We start from the raw sequence: 18,815 nt of genomic DNA on the forward strand, positions 1-18,815 counted from the left end.
GGAGTACACAACATATGTTTAAAAAAGGTTTTGACAATGACAAGTATCTGAAGATGCAATCTGAACATATCAGAGAGCGTATTTCAAAGTTCGGAGGAAAGCTTTATCTCGAGTTCGGAGGAAAGCTCTTCGATGATTATCACGCTTCCAGAGTTCTTCCGGGCTTCCAGCCTGACAGTAAGATCCGCATGCTCACCCAGTTAAAGGAGGATGTAGAGATCGTTGTTGTTATCAATGCCGGCGATATTGAGAAAAACAAGGTAAGAGGAGATCTGGGAATCACCTATGATATGGATGTTCTCCGTCTCATCGACGCCTTCAGAAGCTACGGTCTTTTCGTAGGCTCTGTTGTACTCACAAGATTTGACGGTCAGGAGAGTGCCATCGCATACCAGAAGAAGCTTGAGAGCCTCGGGGTAAAGGTATATCGTCATTATCCTATTCAGGGATATCCCGGAAACCTTCCTCTCATCATCAGTGATGAAGGCTTCGGAAAGAACGAATATATACAGACCAGCCATTCACTCGTTGTAGTTACAGCTCCCGGTCCGGGATCAGGAAAGATGGCTGTATGTCTTTCACAGCTCTATCAGGAGAACAAGCATGGTGTGAAGGCAGGATATGCGAAGTTCGAGACATTCCCTATCTGGAATATCCCTCTCAAGCACCCTGTAAACCTTGCATACGAGGCTGCCACCGCAGACCTTAACGATGTAAACATGATCGATCCTTACCACCTCGAGGCTTACGGCAAGACTACCGTAAACTACAACCGTGATGTGGAGGTATTCCCTGTACTTAATGCCATGTTCCAGCGCATCTACGGAGAGTCTCCGTATAAGTCACCTACAGACATGGGCGTAAACATGGCAGGCTACGGAATCGTTGATGATGACAACTGCTGTTATGCATCACGTCAGGAGATAATCCGCCGCTACTATACAGCCCTTTGCAATCACAGAAAGGGTGACGGTTCACAGCAGGTCATCGACAAGCTGCAGCTTCTCATGGAGCAGGCCGGGATCACCACAGACGCAAGACCTGTCATCGCCGCTGCAAAGCAGAAGGCTGAGCTTACAGGTGAACCTGCCGCAGCCATTGAGCTTTCAGACGGAACAGTAGTTACCGGAAAGACCTCAACTCTTCTCGGTGCATGCTCAGCCATGCTTTTAAATGCTCTCAAGGTTCTCGGCGGAATCGAGGATTCTGTGAACCTTATTTCCAGAGAGATCATCGAGCCTATACAGCACCTGAAGACAGAGCATCTCGGAAATCATAACCCTCGTCTTCACACAGATGAGATCCTTATCGCTCTTACCATCTGTGCAACCACAGATGAAAATGCCGAAAAGGCCATGCAGCAGCTTGAAAAGCTCAAGGGATGTGAGGTACACAGCTCAGTTATCATTTCAGAGGTAGATGCACGTACCTTCAAGAAGCTGGGTGTCAATGTTACATGCGAGCCGCAGTACCAGACATCAAAGCTTTTCCACAACTGATAAAACACCTTAAAAGCTATTACATTGCCCACGACTTTTACTTGTGATAGAATTAATTAAGCCGCAGGTTTTATCAGGCGGCGGAATGGAGATTTATATGTCAGAAAAACGTAGAGTTATGCTGAAGTTATCCGGCGAGGCTCTTGCCGGCGAGAAGCACTTCGGTTTTGACGATGACACCATAAGAGAGGTAGCTCAGGAGGTTAAGTCCGCAGTAGACGAAGGTGTAGAGATCGCCATCGTTATCGGCGGAGGTAATTTCTGGAGAGGTCGCCAGTCTGAGGCCGTAGACAGATACAAAGCCGATCAGGTGGGGATCCTCGCTACAGTTATGAACTGTATCTATGTATCAGAGATCTTCCGCACTCAGGGTATGAAGACCATGGTCATGTCATCCATACAGATCGGAGATATGGCAGAACTTTTCAATAAAGACAAGGCATTAAAGGCTATGTCAGAGGGAACTGTTGTATTCTGTGCAGGCGGAACAGGCCATCCTTATTTCTCAACCGATACAGGCGTCGTACTTCGTGCCGTAGAGCTTGAGTGTGCCGAGATCCTTCTTGCAAAGGCTATCGACGGAGTTTACGATTCAGATCCTAAGGTAAATCCTGATGCGAAAAAGTTCGACGAGCTTTCCATCCAGGAGGTTGTGGACAAGCGTCTCGGAGTCATCGACCTTGCAGCTTCTGTAATCTGTATGGAGAACCACATGCCGCTGGCTATTTTCTCACTTAACGAGAAGCACGGCATCGCAAACGCTCTTAAGGGCAGGATCACAGGAACCAGAGTTACAGCTTAAGGCGGATTTTAAAGTACGGATAGTTTTCTGCCCGTCATTCCGGATTTCATTTATATGAGCCCGGTCGGAAAATACAAAAACTTTTCAACATATATAACGGAGGACTATATTATGGATGATCAATTTACTATCTACATCGAAAAGATGCACAAGACTCACGACAATCTCATGTCTGAGCTCGCTACCATTCGTGCAGGCCGTGCGAACCCACACGTTCTTGACCGTATCATGGTAGATTACTACGGAACACCTACACCTATCCAGCAGGTAGGAAACGTTTCTGTTCCGGAGGCACGTCTTATCCAGATCCAGCCATGGGACAAGACCTTACTCAAGGAGATCGAGAAGGCTATCAACATGTCTGAACTCGGCATCAACCCTACAAATGACGGAACAGTTATCCGCCTTGTATTCCCAGAGCTTACAGAGGAAAGACGTAAAGAGCTTACAAAGGATGTTAAGAAGAAGGGTGAGGAAGCAAAGATCGCCATTCGTAATATCCGTCGTGACGCCATGGATCTCGCAAAGAAGCTCGAGAAGTCTTCAGAGATGACAGAGGATGACCTTACACGTGCTACAAAGGACATTCAGGAGCTCACAGATCATATGTGCGAGAAGATCGACAAGTCTGTTGAAGCAAAGAACAAGGAACTCATGACAGTCTGATATGGAAAACATTAACGATATCATAGATAACGAAGGGCGCAATATCCCTGACCACATTGCCATCATCCTTGACGGAAACGGCAGATGGGCGGAGCGCAAAGGACTCCCCAGAGCCCTCGGACACAAGCAGGGCTGTGAGACCCTTGAAGCTATAATAGGTGACTGCGCAAAGCTCGGAGTCAAGTATCTTACGGTCTACGGTTTTTCAACCGAGAACTGGAAGAGATCTGCAGAAGAGGTCGGAGCCCTCATGAAGCTTTTCCGTTTTTATATAACGAAGCTTCTTAAGGTAGCCAATGAGCACAATGTTCGTCTTCGTATGATAGGTGAACGCAGCAGATTTGATGCCGACATCCAGGAAGGCATCGAAACTCTCGAAGAAAAAACAAAAGACAACACCGGAATGACCTTCGTCTTTGCTGTAAACTACGGTTCCAGGGACGAGATCGTAAGAGCTGTCAGAAAATATACTTTGGAAGCTCTCAGATCCGGAAAGACAGAGGAAGAGATAGAAGCTCTTACCGAGCAGGAGTTTTCAGCTTATCTCGATACTGCGGGCATGCCTGATCCGGATCTCGTTATCAGATCTTCCGGAGAGTTCCGCATTTCCAATTATCTGCTCTGGCAGAGCGCATACACAGAGTACTATATAACTCCTGTGCTCTGGCCTGATTTCAACAAGGCAGAATTACTCAAGGCCATCGACGATTTCAACGGTCGTGAACGTCGTTTCGGCGGGAGATTAAAAAAATAATCATTGACACAGGCTTCTTTTACATATGAAAAAGAAGCCTGTCTTTAGTATAAAAAATTATAGTAGAAGGCAATCATGACTGTCCCGCCTATGTGCAGTTAAATAGACATTGCTGTATATGAAAGCTTAGAAAAATGACTGAGAATTTGAAAAAAGATCAAAATGAAAAAAAGATGAGTTCCTTCGTCACACGTCTTATCAGTGGCATCATACTGGTGCTGTGTGCTGTGGTGATAGTTCCCTTAGGAGGACTCCCTCTTTTTCTCCTTACATTTATCATTTCCATGATAGGGCTTTTTGAGCTCTACAGAGTATTCGGTATAGAAAAACGGTCCCTTGGTCTGGTCGGATACCTCACAACCATATCCTACTATGTGATAGTGTGGTTCAACAGAAACGAGTATTTCACTCTTATGGTGGTTCTGAGCCTGATGGCGCTCATGGCATTTTACGTGATCACATATCCTACCTACAAGATATCCACAGTAGCAAAGGCTTTTATGTCCGTATGCTACGCCGGAATCATGATGAGCTACCTTTATCAGACCAGAGTCATGCCTGACGGAGCTTATCTCGTCTGGCTTATTTTCCTTGCCAGCTGGGGTTCCGACACCTGTGCGTACTGTGCCGGCATGCTTTTCGGAAAGCATAAGATGACTCCTATACTGAGCCCTAAAAAGACCATTGAAGGCGCTATAGGCGGAGTTCTGGGGACAGCACTTTTAGGCTTCATATACGCCACCATATTCAGAAACCGTTTCACTTTTATCATGAACCCGGGAGCCACCTGCGCCATAGCCTGCAGTATCGGAGCCCTTATTTCCATGGTGGGTGACCTGACAGCATCAGGTATCAAAAGAGATTATTCAGTTAAGGATTACGGAACACTCATTCCCGGTCACGGCGGAATCATGGACAGATTCGATTCCCTGATCTTCACAGCCCCGGCAGTGTTCTTTGCTTTATCCTTCTTTAACATATCAGCTTAACAAATGGAGATTCACTAAAATGAGAAATTTAGTCATTCTTGGATCTACAGGTTCCATCGGTACACAGACCATCGATGTAATCAAGGATGATCCTGAGATAAAGGTCACAGGTCTCGCAGTTTACGGCTCTGTGGATAAACTTAAGGAGCAGGTTGAAAAGCTGCATCCGGAAGCTGTCTGTATCTACGATACGGAAAAGGCAGAGGCATTTAAAGCCTATGGACTTCCTGTCAGAGTCCTTTCCGGTATGGACGGTCTCATAGAGATCGCCACCATGGAAAGCTGTGATGAGGTTGTTGTTTCTGTAGTAGGTATGATAGGTATCAGACCTACCATCGCAGCCCTTAAGGCAAAGAAGAGAGTCGCCCTTGCCAACAAGGAAACTCTTGTATGTGCCGGGCACATCATCATGCCTCTCGCAGCAGAATGCGGTATCGAAATAAAGCCTATAGACTCTGAGCACAGTGCCATCTGGCAGTCACTCACAGGAGAACCTCACAATCGAATAGAGCAGATACTCCTTACCGCTTCAGGCGGACCCTTCAGAGGAAAGAAGAGAGAGGAGCTTCGCGGTAAGACCAAGGAGGATGCATTGAAACACCCTAACTGGGCAATGGGCAGAAAGATAACCATCGATTCCTCCACCATGGTCAACAAGGGGCTCGAAGTCCTTGAGGCTCACTGGCTCTTCGATGTTCCTGTGGACATGATAAAGGTTGTGGTCCAGCCACAGTCCATCGTTCATTCAGCCGTACAGTATGTTGACGGTTCTGTAAAGGCTCAGCTGGGGCTTCCGGATATGCGCATACCTATCGAGTACGCTCTCTACGCACCTGACCGTCATCCGCTTCCCGAGGACAGAAGACTTGACCTTGCAGAGCTTGCCAGACTGACATTTGAGGATCCTGACATGGATACCTTCAAGGGTCTCGCCCTCGGATACCGTGCAGGAAGAGCCGGCGGCTCCATGCCTACTGTTTACAATGCAGCAAACGAAGAGGCTGTTGCCATGTTCCTTGAGGACCGAATAGATTTCCTTGAGATCGCAGATGTCATAGAGGAAGCCATGGACGCCCACGAGAAAGACATTATCCCGGAGCCCACTCTGGAGGAGATCCTCTCCATAGAGCAGTGGGCAAGAAATTATGTAAAGACCAACTCGAAGATCGTGAGATAAAACCAAATTTATTTTCCATTTCTTAGAGCAGGAATTGAGGCGACTCCAGGCCGCCTTTATAGAGGAGTGATAATTTGAGTATAATCGTAGCCATACTTGGATTAAGTTTTTTAATATTCTTTCATGAGCTTGGACACTTTCTGGCAGCAAAGATCTGCCACGTGGGTGTCCTTGAGTTTTCAATCGGAATGGGACCCAGACTAATAAGCCGTGTATGGAAAAACACACGCTATTCCCTGAAGCTCCTCCCCATAGGAGGAAGCTGCGCCATGCTTGGAGAGGATGCCGCAGGCTCCGGGGATTTCTCAACCGCTGAGGGAAAGGAGCTTTCAGAGCTCGAGGGGGATCCAATCATAGATTATGATGGCGTCCGCTTCCGAAAATCCGAGATAGAAAAATACAATTTCCAGAAAAAGCCCGCACCGCAGAGATTCTTTATCTGTATAGCCGGTGTTCTGAACAACTTCATCCTTGCTGTGATCCTTGCGGGAGTAATAGTTTTTTTCTGCGGATATGACAACCTGTACGTGGCTGTTCCATCAGAGGGAAATATCGCCTCGGAGAACGGCTTCGAGAACGGAGATGCCTTCAGATCCATAGGCTTCCACGGTAAAGGACAGTCCTTCACCCCGGGATACAGAGATCTCTATATCTGGAGCTATGTGAATTCAGAGGACTTCGATGACTCCACAATGCTTGATGCGGTAGTCATCCGAAACGGAGAGAAGAAGACTGTTACCTTCAAGCCTCATTTTGATGAAACTAAAGAAAAATACGTGCTGGGACTAAGCTTCTACAATGGAAGATATGCCGCCGGTAATCTTTATGAGTTTTTAACAGATACATTTTACGAAGTAAGATATAATGTAAACATTGTCATACAGAGCCTTAGGCTGATCGCGAAAGGCAGGGTGCAGCGGCATGAGGTCATGGGTCCTGTCGGTACCGTCACTGTTATGGGTAACACAGTGGAGCGCTCAACGAAGTATGGTATGTTCAATGCTTTCCTCGTGCTTCTGGAGCTCCTCGTCATGATCTCATCAAATCTCGGCATCATGAACCTGCTCCCCATACCTGCACTGGACGGCGGAAGGCTTATATTCATTTCCGTCGAGATGCTTTGCAGAAGGAAGCTTGATCCTTCGATCGAGGACCGCATAAATCAGGCCGGAATGATGGCTCTTCTGGTGCTTATGGCACTTATCATGTCAAATGACATATGGAATATATTCTCAGGCGCCTACGCGTCTTTCATTGGAGGTTAGAAAATTGTCAGTTAGAGAAAATACAAAGGTCGTTTCCATAGGAAACGTCAAGATCGGCGGTGAGAATCCCATCGCCATCCAATCTATGTGTAATACAAAGACCGAAGACGTAAAGGCTACAGTGGAGCAGATCCTGCGACTTGAAAAGGCGGGCTGCCAGATCATCCGCTGCACTGTTCCTACCGCTGAAGCCGCAAAGGCTTTTAAGGAGATAAAATCCCAGATCCATATCCCTCTTGTTGCGGATATCCACTTCGACTACCGTATGGCCATCGCAGCCATCGAGAACGGCGCCGATAAGATCCGTATCAATCCCGGAAACATCGGTTCAAACGAAAAAATACAGGCGGTCGTTGACTGCGCAAAGGAGCATAATATCCCTATCCGCGTGGGCGTTAACTCAGGTTCTCTCGAGAAGGAGCTCATCGAGAAGTACGGCGGACATGTTACTGCCGAGGGAATCGTTGATTCCGCCCTTGATAAGGTTCAGCTCATAGAAAGCATGGGCTATGACAATCTGGTGATCTCCATCAAGTCATCGGATGTACTTATGTGCGCGAAAGCTCATGAGCTCATAGCTCCGAAGACCCGTCATCCTCTTCATGTAGGTATCACAGAATCCGGTACCGCATGGTCAGGAAATATCAAGTCCTCCATAGGTCTCGGCATCATCCTCGGTCAGGGAATCGGAAACACCATCAGAGTTTCATTGAGTGCCGATCCTGTAGAGGAGATCAAGTCCGCAAAGCTCATCCTCCGCACCCTCGGACTCCGAAAGGGAGGCATAGAGGTTGTTTCCTGCCCGACCTGCGGAAGGACCAACATTGACCTTATCTCTCTTGCCAACGAGGTTCAGACCCTTGTGGAAGAATATGATGACAAGAAGAACCTGAAGGTGGCCGTTATGGGCTGCGTGGTAAACGGACCGGGCGAGGCTAAGGAAGCTGATATCGGAATCGCCGGCGGAAAGGGCGAGGGTCTCCTCATAAAGAAGGGTGAGATCATCCGAAAAGTCCCTGAGGCAGAGCTTCTCAATACATTGAGAGAAGAGATAGCAAAGATGTAATTACAGCGTAACAATATCTGTTATGATTTCGTGCTTGCACGAAAAACATAACAGATATTGATTACGCGCCCCTGCATGAGCAAGTAGTGGGGCAGGGCCCCCATGGATTGCGAATGCAGGAGCGCGTGAGCGCGAAGCGCGGAGCGATCCGTAATTAAAGAATATATATATTTATTTTTCATTCAATTTTCAGAGAGGGGATGTACCGCAGAGACCGCGGAATGCGAGGGCGGTACGCCAAAACAATGAAGAAATTTTTCGAAGTATTTGACTCACTTGAGCTCGACTCAGAGCTCACGGGTCTCTTTCGTGATACATTTGTGACCCGTGTCACTCTTACAAAGGACCGAAAACTCATCCATATCTATATTCTCAGTCCTCATCTCATCGATAAAAGCGCTATATTCCGTCTTGAGCAGATCATAAAGACAAAGATCTTCGGCAAGAAGCAGATCACAGTAAAGATCTCGGAGCGCTTCCACTTAAGTTCCCAGTATAACGCAAGAACTCTTTATGACATGTATAAGGACAGTATCCTTATAGAGCTCAAAAACTACAATGTAATACTCTACAACATGATGACAAAGGGCAGGATCTCATGGCATGACGATGATACCCTTGAGCTTACTGTGCCCAATTCCCATCTGTATCAGGAAGCAAGCAAGGAGCTGCTCCATGTTATGAAGCGTCTTTTTGAGGACCGCTGCTCCATAGAGTTTAACCTCAATATGCTCTATGAGGAGAAGAAGCGCGAAACTGTTCCCGAGCTTGACAGAAATTATATTCCTCCTGAGTTCAGAGGGGATACCGATGAATCAAGAAGGAAAAGAGATGAAATCAGAAAAGCGGAAGGCTTCATGAAGTCCTCCGGCAGAGACATTGACGGAATGGATATGTCCGGCAGCAACAGTGACGCAGAGCGTGCAGCACTCGAGGCGCAGAATGCCCGTATGGCGGCAGACCTCGCAGGCATCAGCGCAAACTCACAGCCTAAGGATGCATCACAGAACTCCGGTGCTTCCCAGCCGCCTAAGACAGGTAGCCGTTTCGGAGGAGATACCGGTCAGTACCAGCGTAAGAAGAGAGCCTTCAAGATGTCTGAAAATGCAGAGGTTCTCTACGGCAAATACTTCGAAGGTGACACAGTCCCTCTCAAGGATATCGATGCAGGCTCCGGCAATATCATCATCGCCGGAAACATTTTCCTCGTACACGATCCTGTTCATACGAAGACAGGAAAGAATATCGTGAAATTCGATATCACAGACTATACAGATTCCATCACCTGCAAGATCTTCGTGGAAGACGATGACATGGAGCAGGCGAACGAATTTATAAAGGCCGGAACAGGTCTCATGATCAAGGGCTCCGTTTCCTTCGACACCTTCGACAAGCAGGTGGAGATGAGCTTCATCGACGGAATCCTGAAGCACGATATGAAACGTGCGAAGCGAACAGACAACTCTCCCGAAAAGCGTGTGGAGCTTCACCTCCATACAAAGATGTCTGATATGGACGCTGTTTCCGACGTTACCGATTACATAAATACAGCCATTTCCTTCGGCATGAAGGCAATGGCTATCACCGATCACGGCGTGGTTCAGGCATTCCCGGATGCGAATCTCCATCTCCAGAAGATCGGTCATGATAAGGATTTCAAGCTTATCTACGGATGCGAAGGATATCTCGTTGATGATCAGGAGACCATAGTTCAGAACGAAAAGGGACAGGATCTCGATACAGAGACCGTTGTTTTCGATATCGAGACCACCGGCTTCAGCGCAGAAACCGACCATATCATAGAGATCGGTGCAGTAAAGCTCGTGAATAACGAAATAGTGGATCGTATGGACGTTTTCGTTAACCCGAAGGTGCCCATTCCTTTCCGTATCACCCAGCTCACCTCCATCGACGATTCCATGGTCATGGGAGCCGATCCTATCGAAGTGGTACTCCCTAAATTCCTCGAGTGGTGCGGCGATGCGGTTATCGTAGCCCACAACGCATCCTTCGATACGGGCTTCATTGCGAAGAATGCAAAGCGCCTCGGTCTCCACTATGACCCGACCATCATCGACACCGTGAGCCTGAGCCGCCTGCTGCTTCCGAAGCTCAACCGTTTCAAGCTGGATACAGTTGCCAAGGAGCTCAATGTCTCTCTGGAGCATCATCACAGAGCCGTGGATGATGCAGGCTGCACTGCCGAGATCTACATCAAGGAGATCGAGATGGTGAGACAGCGCGGATGTACAAAGCTTTCAGAGATCGACACTCTGGAGTTTGACCATGCTGCAAATGTCATGAAGCTGCCAACCTTCCATATCATACTTCTGGCAAAGAACGACATAGGCCGTATAAACCTGTACCGCCTTATTTCAGAGAGTCACCTTCACTACTTCAAGTCAAGACCTCGTATACCGAAGTCTCTGCTGAAGGAGTATCGTGAAGGACTCATTATCGGAAGTGCCTGCATACAGGGCGAGGTATTCCAGGGCATGCTTAGAGGAATGGATGAAGTACAGCTTCTAAACACAGCCTCCTTCTACGACTACCTGGAGATACAGCCTCTCGGAAACAACAGCTTCCTTCTTTCAAAGGAGGATTCCACAGCCCAAACGAAACAGGATCTGATAGATTACAACTTAAAGATCATTTCTCTGGCTGACCAGCTCGGTAAGCCTGTTTGCGCTACCTGTGATTCACATTATCTCAACGAGGACGATGATATCTACCGTAAGATCATTCAGGCCGGTCGCGGATTTGATGAGGAGGAGAGCGACGCAAAGCTCTATTTCCGTTCCACGGAGGAAATGCTCCGGGAATTCGATTATCTGGAGCCACAGAGAGCTAAAGAGGTAGTCATTGACAATCCGAACATGATAGCGGACATGTGTGACCCCATAAAGCCGGTACGTCCCGACAAGTGCCCTCCTGTCATCGAGAACTCAGATGAGACCCTTCGTGAGATATGCTATGAGACAGCCCACCGTATGTACGGACCGGAGCTTCCGAAGATCGTTTCCGACAGACTGGAAAAGGAGCTTAACTCCATCATCTCAAACGGCTACTCCGTTATGTACATCATAGCCCAGAAGCTGGTTGACAAGTCAAACGAGGATGGCTATCTCGTAGGATCCCGTGGTTCCGTAGGTTCATCCTTCGCAGCCACCATGTCACATATCACCGAGGTTAATCCTCTGAGCCCTCACTACGTTTGCCCTGACTGCTTCTGGTACGATTTTGATTCACCTGAGGTAAAACAGTACTCAGGTATGGCGGGCTGTGATATGCCGCCCAAGAAATGCCCCCAGTGCGGAGCAGAGCTTAACCGCTGGGGATATGATATCCCGTTTGAGACCTTCCTCGGATTTAAGGGAGACAAGGAGCCGGATATCGACCTTAACTTCTCGGGAGAATATCAGGCAAAGGCCCATGCCTATACCGGAGTCATCTTCGGTGAAGGTCATACCTTCAAGGCCGGAACCATCGGTACCCTTGCCGACAAGACAGCCTATGGAATGGTGAAGAAATACTATGAGGAAAGAGGAATCGAAAAGCGTTCCGCTGAGATAGACAGACTGGTTCAGGGATGTGTAGGCATTCGCCGAACCACGGGACAGCACCCGGGAGGAATCGTCGTTCTGCCTCACGGAGAGGAAATCAATACCTTCACTCCGGTACAGCACCCGGCGAACGATATGGCGAGCCCTATCATAACCACTCATTTCGATTATCATAAGATCGACCATAACCTGCTGAAGCTTGATATCCTCGGACACGACGATCCTACCATGATACGACGTCTTCAGGACCTCATCGGAATCGACCCTGTAAAGGATATCCCTCTCGACTGTAAGGAGGTCATGAGCCTCTTCCAGTCAACGGAGGTTCTCGGCATAAAACCTGATGACATCCACGGAGTAAAGCTCGGATGCCTCGGAATCCCCGAGTTCGGTACCTCCTTCGCCATGCAGATGGTTGAGGATACGAAGCCGAAGTATTTCTCCGACCTTATCAGGATCTCAGGTCTTTCTCATGGTACGGACGTATACCTTAACAATGCCCAGGACCTCATCAAGGATGGCATAACCACTCTTCAGCAGGCTATCTGCTGTCGAGACGATATCATGGTTTACCTGATGCACAAGGGTATGGATCCGGGAGAGTCCTTCAGCATCATGGAGGCCACCAGAAAGCACAAGCCTCTGAAGGACAGCTGGTGTCAGGACATGCTGGATCACGACGTTCCTCAGTGGTACATAGACGCATGTAAAAAGATCAAGTACATGTTCCCGAAGGCCCATGCCGCAGCCTACGTAATGATGGCATGGCGTGTTGCCTGGTGTAAGGTGTTCCACCCGATAGAATATTACACAGCCTATTACAGTATCCGTGCCGACGGCTTCGACTATGACAAGATGTGCGGAGGTCTGGACAAGCTTCGTTACTACATCGATCAGTACATGAACATTCCGAAACCCACCAACACAGAGGCCGTGTGTCTTCGTGACATGCGTATCTGCGAGGAGATGTACGCGAGAGGCATAGAATTCGCGCCTCTTGATGTCTATAAGGCAAAGGCGAAGGACTTCACCATCACACCGGATAAGAAGATCATGCCGAGCTTCACCTCCATGGCAGGTCTCGGTGAAGCCGTTGCCCAGGGCATAGAAGATGGAGGAAAGAGTGGAATCAAATACTTAAGTAAGGACGATTTCATCAACCGTACCCACTGTCCAAAGGCATTCGTCGATAAATTCAGCGAGCTGGGACTCCTCGGAGACATACCTGAATCCAACCAGATGAGTATTTTTGACTTGATGAACTAAGGGGCAAAAAGTCACACATGATGTGCTTGCACATTGATGTGTGACCTCTTGCCCCAAACAAACATGAGGAAGTAGCCATTTTTCGAAGAAAAATGAGCGGATTCCGAATGTTTGCAGCGGGTTTGAAGCGCAAAGCGCGTAAAAGCCGCGTATAGTTCATCAGATGTAAATCATTCCAACAGTATATTTTTCGGGACCGGCAAGTGACGTTCTCCGAAACCAGGTCGCTTGCGGCAGAAAAATCTAAAAGCGAACCCCAAAGATGCAGTAGTCCCTCGTCAATCGCCGAGTTTTCTTTATGAAAACTCTGGCGTTTCCGAGGGAGCCTAGGAAAAGGAACAACTGCATCTAAGGGGTTCGCTTTTGATTTTTTCATGTCCTCAGCTTTATGGTTTCATGAGACCGTCATCTGCCCGGTCCATGAATTTACCTATCCGGTCTTAATTCTTTCAAACTCATTCCACTTATTATTCTTTCAGATTTTTTAAGGTCTTATGTCTTGCTGTGATATACTATTGTTGAATGAAATGTTGAATTATCTGATTGTTTGGTTGACTTTTACACTTAAACGCGTTAAAGTGTGTAAGTGCTTTAAAAATATTACGAGAAGAGGAAGATGATTATGAAAACAGCAGCATTTTTAGGCTTCGGTCTCATCGGCGGTTCCATAGCGAAAGGACTCAAGAAAAAAGATCCATCCATGCGCATCATGGCATACGCCAGAAACAAGTCAAATCTTGAGGTAGCTCAGGAAGACGGTATCATCAACGTGGTCCTGGATGCTCCCGACAGCGAACGTCTTTCAGAGGCAGACATCGTCTTTCTCTGTGCACCGGTAGAGACCAACATTTCCTACATGGAAAGCATCGGCAAGCTCCTTAAGGAAGGCGCTGTACTTACAGATGTCGGTTCAACAAAGACCGCTGTATGCGAGAAAGCAAAGGAGCTTCATCTCGAAGACAAGTTCATCGGAGGCCACCCCATGGCAGGCTCCGAGCAGACAGGATACAAAGCAGCTACAGATTATCTTTTCTCCAATGCCTATTATATAATCACACCTGTTTCAGATCAGAATCCGAGACTCACAGATACTCTTCGTGAAGTGGCAACAGATCTCGGAGCCATCCCCATCATCGTGGATGCAGAAAAGCATGACAGAGCGGTTGCGGCAGTTTCGCATCTCCCTCATATCATCGCAAGCTCACTTGTAAATATCGTCAAGGATTCAGACGACGAGAACAAGCTCATGAAGACTCTGGCAGCAGGCGGATTCAGAGACATTACACGTATCGCAAGCTCCAGCCCGGAGATGTGGGAGCAGATATGCGACACAAATTCCGTACCTCTGGTACAGCTTCTCGACAGCTATATCGAGTCTCTTAAGGATATCTCTACCTCACTCAAAAAGGAGGTTTCCGACAAGAAGATACTCCATATGTTCGAGAGCTCAAGAGAGTACAGAAACTCTATCAATGTCAAGAACAAGGGTGCCCTCACTCCGGATTACAGCTTCTCTGTTGACATCGCAGACGAAGTCGGTGCCATATCCACCATTTCAGTCATCCTGGCATCAAAGGGTATCTCTATAAAGAATATCGGTATCAATAACGCAAGAGACCATGGCGAAGGCGCTCTCCGCATCTCCTTCTACGAGGAGGAAGCAAAGGAAAAGGCGCTCTCCATTCTTAAGCGCTACATGTACGATATAAGATAATTTAATTACAGACAGTCCTGTCGGGAGATCGACAGGACTGTTTTTTTTCGTGGGATTGCGATAAGACCGTCATGCGGGCGCATGATCGCGCCGAACTTTTTGTACAAAAATCACAGCTTGTACAATTCTTACTTCTGATTTTAATTATCAGCCCATATATTAGTTTATTTTATCTGAATAATTTTTATTTAAATTTTACATTCATTGGTGATATTTTCTTATAAATCTTGTATTCATATGGCATTTTTAGTAAAATACTTACATATTACATACTTCGTATGACAGGAGGTAAGACTTATGAAGGTATATGACACCGGCAACATACGTAATGTTGTTCTCTTGGGACATGGCGGCGCAGGTAAAACAACCGTAGCCGAGGCGCTTGCTTACGTAACCGGCACTACAAGCCGTATGGGCAGCATCCCTGAGGGCAACACAGTTTCGGATTTCGACAAAGAGGAAATCAAGAGAAAGTTTTCCATTTCCACATCTACCATTCCTTTGGAGTACAAGGGCGAAAGTGGAGAATTAAAGATCAATATACTTGATACTCCGGGATACTTCGATTTCGTGGGCGAAGTAGAAGAGGCCATATCAGTTGCCGACGCAGCTATCATCGTTGTGAACTGCAAGGCAGGTATCGAACCGGGTACCGTTAAGGCATGGGATATATGCGAGAAGTTCCACATTCCTCGTCTTTTCTTCGTGACAAACATGGATGACGATCATGCATCCTTCCGCCAGCTGGTTCTCGACCTCGAGAAGCGCTTCGGCAGATCTGTCGCACCATTCCAGATTCCTATTCGTGAAAATGAAAAATTCGTAGGCTTCGTTAACGTAGTTAAGATGGAAGGTCGTAAATTTACAAATCTTAACCAGTACGAAGCATCAGAGATCCCTGACTACGTTCAGAAGAACCTGGGCATCGCGAGAAACGCACTTCTGGAGGCGGTTGCCGAAACTTCAGACGAGTTCATGGAAAAGTATTTCGGCGGAGAAGAGTTTACTGTTGAGGAGATTCAGGCTGCTCTCAGAAGCTGTGTAAGAACCTGCGAGATGGTTCCTGTTCTTATGGGATCCGGCATTAACATCCAGGGCTTCAACGTTCTTCTTCAGGTAATCGACAAATACTTCCCTGCACCGGACGAATTCGAGACAGTAGGTGTGGATGCATCAAACGGTGAACGTTTCACTGCCAAGTACAATTCAGATGCGACCCTTACCGCAAAGGTATGGAAGACCATAGCAGATCCTTTCATGGGCAAGTACTCCATGCTGAAGGTATGCACAGGAACATTAACTCCTAACAGCGAAGTTTATAATGTAAACAAGGAAACAGTTGAGAAGATCGGAAAGATCTATATCCTCCGCGGAAAAGAGAATATAGAAGTCACAGAGCTTAAGGCCGGAGACATCGGCGCAGTTGCGAAGCTCACAGTCACAGAGACAGGTGACACCATGGCTGACAGAAATGCGCCTATCATCTATCACGGACCGCAGATCTCAAAGCCATACACCTACAAGGCATACCGCACAGAAAACAAGGCGGATGAGGATAAGCTTTCAACAGCTCTTTCACGTATGATGGATGAGCACAGAACCATAAAGACAGTTGCAGATCCGGGAAACCGTCAGTCTCTTATCTACGGTATCGGCGATCAGGAGCTGGAGGTCGTGGCATCCATGATCAAGGAGCGTTACAATGTTTCCATCATCCTTGAGAAGCCAAGATTTGCATACCGTGAGACCATCAAGAAGGTGGCAAAGGTTCAGGGCAGATATAAGAAGCAGTCCGGTGGACACGGTCAGTTCGGTGACGTTATCATGCAGTTCGAGCCATCAGGTGATCTCGATACTCCATACATCTTTGAAGAGAAGGTATTCGGAGGAGCAGTTCCTAAGAATTACTTCCCTGCAGTAGAAAAGGGTGTTCAGGAAGGAACTGAGAAGGGACCTCTCGCTGGTTACCCTGTTGTAGGTATCAAGGCAACACTACTTGACGGATCATACCATCCTGTAGATTCTTCCGATATGGCATTTAAAACTGCTGCAAACATGGCATTCAAGGATGCCTTCATGAAGTGCCAGCCTGTTATCCTCGAGCCTATAGCATCTATAAAGATCACTGTTCCGGATGCAAACACCGGTGATATCATGGGCGATATGACTAAGCGCCGCGGAAGAGTTCTCGGCATGGAGTCTATCGGAAACGGAAAGCAGGTCATCCAGGCTGAGGTACCTATGTCAAGTCTCTACGGCTACAGCACAGATCTCAGATCCATGACAGGCGGTGCCGGAGATTTCGAGTACGAGTTCGCAAGATACGAGCAGGCTCCCGGCGATGTTCAGAAGCTTATCGTTGAAGAGAACGCTCAAGAGGCAGAAAAGTGATATTCCCCTGAGAAATAAGCTTTCACCAGATTAATTATGCAAAATTCATATCCCCCTGAAGGTGTCTGTAAGGTCCCCTCAGGGGGATATTCTTGACAGGAGCTCGATATACAAAGCAACATTTAAATATTGCCGATATCGGATCAGGCATGCCTATAAGAACTTGACTCGAAACTTTTGCCATATTAGAATAGCGAAGTATGTATAAGGCAGGACTATGCCTGTCAGAATGGAGAATCATGGTTAGAATAGCTATAGATTGTATGGGCGGAGACAATGCGCCTTCCGCTATTGTAAAGGGTGCATTGGAGTCACTCAAAACCACAGCTGATACAAAGCTTTTTTTATTTGGTCCTGAAGAGAAGATAAAGCAGGAAATGTCTTACGCAAAGGCGCTGGGAATCGAAGACACCGAGCTTTCAGAACGAGTTGTGATAGTAGATGCGCAGGAAGTCATCTCTCTTCATGAGGCTCCTGTACTGGCCATCCGCAGAAAGAAGGATTCCAGCATCGTAAAGGCACTTCATTATATCAAGGATGGAGAAGCAGACGCATTTATCTCTGCAGGTTCAAGCGGTGCCGTACTGGCAGGCGGACAGCTCATAGTCGGCCGTGCCAAGGGCGTACCACGTCCTCCATTCGGTGCACTGCTTCCCACAAGAACAGGCGTCACACTGCTTCTCGACAGTGGTGCCAATGTTGACTCAAAGCCTGACTGGCTGGTACAGTACGCTAAGATGGGCACCATCTATATGCGTGAAGTCGTAGGTATCAAAAATCCTAAGGTAGGTCTCGTAAATGTCGGTGCCGAGGAAGAAAAGGGCAACCAGCTCGTAAAGGAGACCATGCCTCTTCTTAAGGAAGTTAAGGACATCAATTTCATCGGTTCCTGCGAGGCAAGAGACATTGCCCTCGGAGCATGTGATGTTGTCATCTGCGACGCTTTCGTAGGAAACTGCGTACTCAAGATGTATGAGGGTGTTGGCAAGATGTTCATGAGCGAGCTCAAAACAGCCATCAAGTCAGGACCTCTGACTCTTATCGGCGGTGCGCTCTTAAAAGGCGCTCTCAAAAAGACTCTCGGACGCTTTGATGCAAAGCAGTACGGCGGTGCACCGGTACTCGGTCTCAAAGGACTCGTAGTAAAGGTTCACGGAAACACAGACGGCCGTGAGATCAAGCATGCGGTTCAGCAGTGCTATGATTTCGTAAAGGCTGACGCGGTAAACAAGATCGCAGAGAGCATCGAGGCAGAACAGGCAAAAGAAGCTGCAGAATGATCAGCCACTTCAGCTGAAGGGCTTTATATGAAAAGAGGAAAAACAATGGAATTTGAAAAGTTAAAGCAGATTATCACAAACGAGGTTTCCCATGTGGATGCCGACAAGATCACACCGGACGCAAAGTTCGTAGATGATCTCGAGATGGATTCCCTCGACGTCGTTCAGGTAGTTATGGCTATCGAGAGCGAGTTCGGAATCGAGGTTCCTGATGATGCCGCAGAGCATCTCGTAACTGTTCAGGATGCAGTTGACGCCATCAAAAAGGCAGTAAACTAAAATCATACCGATACATATCTTTTCAAAATATAGCTGGGTCAAGAAGTCTGAAGATATTGATTGTATAGGTCCCATTATATGAATCCCGGGGACAAATCACAAAT

13 protein-coding genes are annotated in these 18,815 nt (G+C 47.4%); all 13 read left to right on the plus strand.

The window, feature by feature from the left end:
- The first annotated feature begins 14 nt into the window (after window positions 1–14).
- The 13 genes from BXO88_RS12400 to acpP all read left to right on the plus strand — a co-directional run bounded on the left by BXO88_RS12400 (window position 15) and on the right by acpP (window position 18,711).
- Window positions 15–1,499 (plus strand): DUF1846 domain-containing protein, encoded by a 1,485-nt coding sequence (locus BXO88_RS12400; RefSeq protein ID WP_078038044.1) that lies wholly within the window; start codon window positions 15–17, stop codon window positions 1,497–1,499.
- 97 nt (window positions 1,500–1,596) lie between these two features.
- The gene (gene pyrH / locus BXO88_RS12405) at window positions 1,597–2,301 is read left to right on the plus strand and encodes a UMP kinase (protein WP_078038045.1); all 705 of its coding nucleotides are present in this window, start codon (window positions 1,597–1,599) and stop codon (window positions 2,299–2,301) included.
- A 111-nt stretch (window positions 2,302–2,412) separates the two neighbouring features.
- Window positions 2,413–2,967 (plus strand): ribosome recycling factor, encoded by a 555-nt coding sequence (frr, locus tag BXO88_RS12410; RefSeq protein ID WP_036610781.1) that lies wholly within the window; start codon window positions 2,413–2,415, stop codon window positions 2,965–2,967.
- 1 nt (window position 2,968) lies between these two features.
- Complete coding sequence (locus BXO88_RS12415) at window positions 2,969–3,721, plus strand: isoprenyl transferase (protein WP_078038046.1); 753 nt, start codon at window positions 2,969–2,971, stop codon at window positions 3,719–3,721.
- A 134-nt stretch (window positions 3,722–3,855) separates the two neighbouring features.
- A complete protein-coding gene (locus BXO88_RS12420) occupies window positions 3,856–4,710 on the plus strand; it encodes a phosphatidate cytidylyltransferase (protein ID WP_242945224.1) in 855 nt (284 codons plus the stop codon).
- Window positions 4,711–4,729: 19 nt separating this feature from the next.
- Window positions 4,730–5,887 carry a 1-deoxy-D-xylulose-5-phosphate reductoisomerase gene (locus BXO88_RS12425; protein ID WP_078038047.1) on the plus strand — a complete coding sequence of 386 codons (1,158 nt, stop codon included), beginning with the start codon at window positions 4,730–4,732 and terminating at the stop codon, window positions 5,885–5,887.
- 74 nt (window positions 5,888–5,961) lie between these two features.
- A complete protein-coding gene (locus BXO88_RS12430) occupies window positions 5,962–7,152 on the plus strand; it encodes a M50 family metallopeptidase (protein ID WP_078038048.1) in 1,191 nt (396 codons plus the stop codon).
- 4 nt (window positions 7,153–7,156) lie between these two features.
- Window positions 7,157–8,218, plus strand: coding sequence for a flavodoxin-dependent (E)-4-hydroxy-3-methylbut-2-enyl-diphosphate synthase (gene ispG / locus BXO88_RS12435; protein ID WP_242945225.1), 1,062 nt, complete (start codon window positions 7,157–7,159; stop codon window positions 8,216–8,218).
- Window positions 8,219–8,463: 245 nt separating this feature from the next.
- Window positions 8,464–13,047 (plus strand): PolC-type DNA polymerase III, encoded by a 4,584-nt coding sequence (locus BXO88_RS12440; protein ID WP_078038050.1) that lies wholly within the window; start codon window positions 8,464–8,466, stop codon window positions 13,045–13,047.
- A 616-nt stretch (window positions 13,048–13,663) separates the two neighbouring features.
- Window positions 13,664–14,761: a prephenate dehydrogenase gene (locus tag BXO88_RS12445; RefSeq protein WP_168171701.1), complete on the plus strand. Its 1,098-nt coding sequence runs from the start codon at window positions 13,664–13,666 to the stop codon at window positions 14,759–14,761.
- A gap of 297 nt (window positions 14,762–15,058) precedes the next feature.
- Window positions 15,059–17,152 carry an elongation factor G gene (locus BXO88_RS12450; protein WP_078038052.1) on the plus strand — a complete coding sequence of 698 codons (2,094 nt, stop codon included), beginning with the start codon at window positions 15,059–15,061 and terminating at the stop codon, window positions 17,150–17,152.
- 239 nt (window positions 17,153–17,391) lie between these two features.
- Entirely contained in the window at window positions 17,392–18,432 is a 1,041-nt protein-coding gene (plsX, locus tag BXO88_RS12455; protein ID WP_078038053.1) for a phosphate acyltransferase PlsX, read from the plus strand.
- A gap of 45 nt (window positions 18,433–18,477) precedes the next feature.
- Entirely contained in the window at window positions 18,478–18,711 is a 234-nt protein-coding gene (gene acpP / locus BXO88_RS12460) for an acyl carrier protein (RefSeq protein ID WP_078038054.1), read from the plus strand.
- The last annotated feature ends 104 nt before the right edge of the window (window positions 18,712–18,815 follow it).

It is taken from the genome of Oribacterium sp. C9 (assembly GCF_002007235.1).
Classification (GTDB): domain Bacteria; phylum Bacillota; class Clostridia; order Lachnospirales; family Lachnospiraceae; genus Oribacterium.

Bases quoted from the DNA above. Each gene is read 5' to 3' on its own strand.
- BXO88_RS12425 (WP_078038047.1), top strand. From the start codon at position 4,730: ATGAGAAATTTAGTCATTCTTGGATCTACAGGTTCCATCGGTACACAG.
- BXO88_RS12445 (WP_168171701.1), top strand. From the start codon at position 13,664: ATGATTATGAAAACAGCAGCATTTTTAGGCTTCGGTCTCATCGGCGGT.
- plsX (WP_078038053.1), top strand. From the start codon at position 17,392: ATGGTTAGAATAGCTATAGATTGTATGGGCGGAGACAATGCGCCTTCC.
- BXO88_RS12450 (WP_078038052.1), top strand. From the start codon at position 15,059: ATGAAGGTATATGACACCGGCAACATACGTAATGTTGTTCTCTTGGGA.
- frr (WP_036610781.1), top strand. From the start codon at position 2,413: ATGGATGATCAATTTACTATCTACATCGAAAAGATGCACAAGACTCAC.
- acpP (WP_078038054.1), top strand. From the start codon at position 18,478: ATGGAATTTGAAAAGTTAAAGCAGATTATCACAAACGAGGTTTCCCAT.
- BXO88_RS12400 (WP_078038044.1), top strand. From the start codon at position 15: ATGTTTAAAAAAGGTTTTGACAATGACAAGTATCTGAAGATGCAATCT.
- pyrH (WP_078038045.1), top strand. From the start codon at position 1,597: ATGTCAGAAAAACGTAGAGTTATGCTGAAGTTATCCGGCGAGGCTCTT.
- BXO88_RS12415 (WP_078038046.1), top strand. From the start codon at position 2,969: ATGGAAAACATTAACGATATCATAGATAACGAAGGGCGCAATATCCCT.
- BXO88_RS12440 (WP_078038050.1), top strand. From the start codon at position 8,464: ATGAAGAAATTTTTCGAAGTATTTGACTCACTTGAGCTCGACTCAGAG.
- BXO88_RS12420 (WP_242945224.1), top strand. From the start codon at position 3,856: ATGACTGAGAATTTGAAAAAAGATCAAAATGAAAAAAAGATGAGTTCC.